At 75.5% G+C, this 1,076-nt stretch carries 2 protein-coding genes; both read left to right on the top strand.

Features of this window, described 5'->3' with window-relative positions:
- Window positions 1-302: aminomethyltransferase beta-barrel domain-containing protein (locus tag FRW57_RS21960; RefSeq protein ID WP_338055404.1), on the top strand; the 302-nt coding region annotated here is incomplete at its 5' end.
- 107 nt (window positions 303-409) lie between these two features.
- The coding region (locus FRW57_RS21955; RefSeq protein WP_152187078.1) for a uroporphyrinogen decarboxylase/cobalamine-independent methonine synthase family protein at window positions 410-1,076 on the top strand (667 nt) is incomplete at its 3' end.

Genomic DNA, 1,076 nt, shown 5'->3' with positions numbered 1-1,076 from the left:
TGGGCACCGCCGAGCTGCTCGGCGTCGACGCGATCACCGGCGACCACGCGCGCTGGTGCGGGCCGGCACCCGACGGCGTCGTGTCGGTCGGGGCACAGGTGCGCGCGCACGGGGAGGAGATCCCTGCCACGGCCTGGGCGGACGGCGACCAGGTCGAGGTGCGGCTCGAGCGCCGGGTCCGCGGCGTGGCACCCGGACAGTCGGTGGTGCTGTATGACGGCACCCGCGTCGTCGGGTCCGCCACCATCAGCGCGACCGCCACCGCTGCCTCCACCGCCGCCGCCCCCGCCACGGCCCACTGACCCGTGCTCCCTCCGCGCGGCTTTGCTCGGCTCAAGCCGCTTTCGGACGGCCCGGAGCGGTCCGGGCTGAGCAAAGCGGCCCGGAGCGAGCACACTAGGGTCGCGGGGTGAGCAGAGCGAGCGGGATCGGGTCCTGGCCGGGCGAGGACGTCGGTGTGACGTGTCGCGCCGTGCGTGACCTGCTCGCCGACGACGGGATCCCTTACCTCCCAGAGCTTCCCGCCCGCGGCCCGGGCGCCGACATGATCGGACGTACCGCCGCCCTCCTGGTCGACCTGCCGGTCGACCTGCAGCCGTCGGGCTGGCGCTTCGTCGACCGGCCGGGACGCGACCAGCGCCGGGCCGAGGCCTTCCTGCGCGAGGACCTCGACCAGCTGGCCGAGGTCTACGACGGCTACGAGGGCGACCTCAAGCTCCAGGTCACCGGCCCGTGGACGCTCGCGTCGGCGGTCGCGGTCAGCCGCGGCGAACGCTCGGTCGCCGACCCCGGTGCGACCCGCGACCTGGTGGAGTCGCTGGCCGAGGGGTTACGGCAGCACGTCGAGACGGTCCAGCGACTCGTGCCGGGAGCGACGTTGGTGATCCAGGTCGACGAGCCGGGCCTCCCGGCAGCACTGGCCGGTCGGCTCGCCACGGCCTCGGGCTTCGGGCGGCTGCGCCCCGTCGACCCTCAGGAGGCGAGGCAAGGGCTCCACACGGTGCTCGAGGGCGCCGGCGGGCGGACCACCGTCGTGCACTGCTGCGCCCGGGACGCGCCCCTGCCGCTGCTGCGGG

Source organism: Segeticoccus rhizosphaerae, from assembly GCF_009192725.1.
In the GTDB taxonomy this organism is placed as follows: domain Bacteria; phylum Actinomycetota; class Actinomycetes; order Actinomycetales; family Dermatophilaceae; genus Segeticoccus; species Segeticoccus rhizosphaerae.
This window is presented reverse-complemented; position numbering and strand designations above follow the sequence as displayed.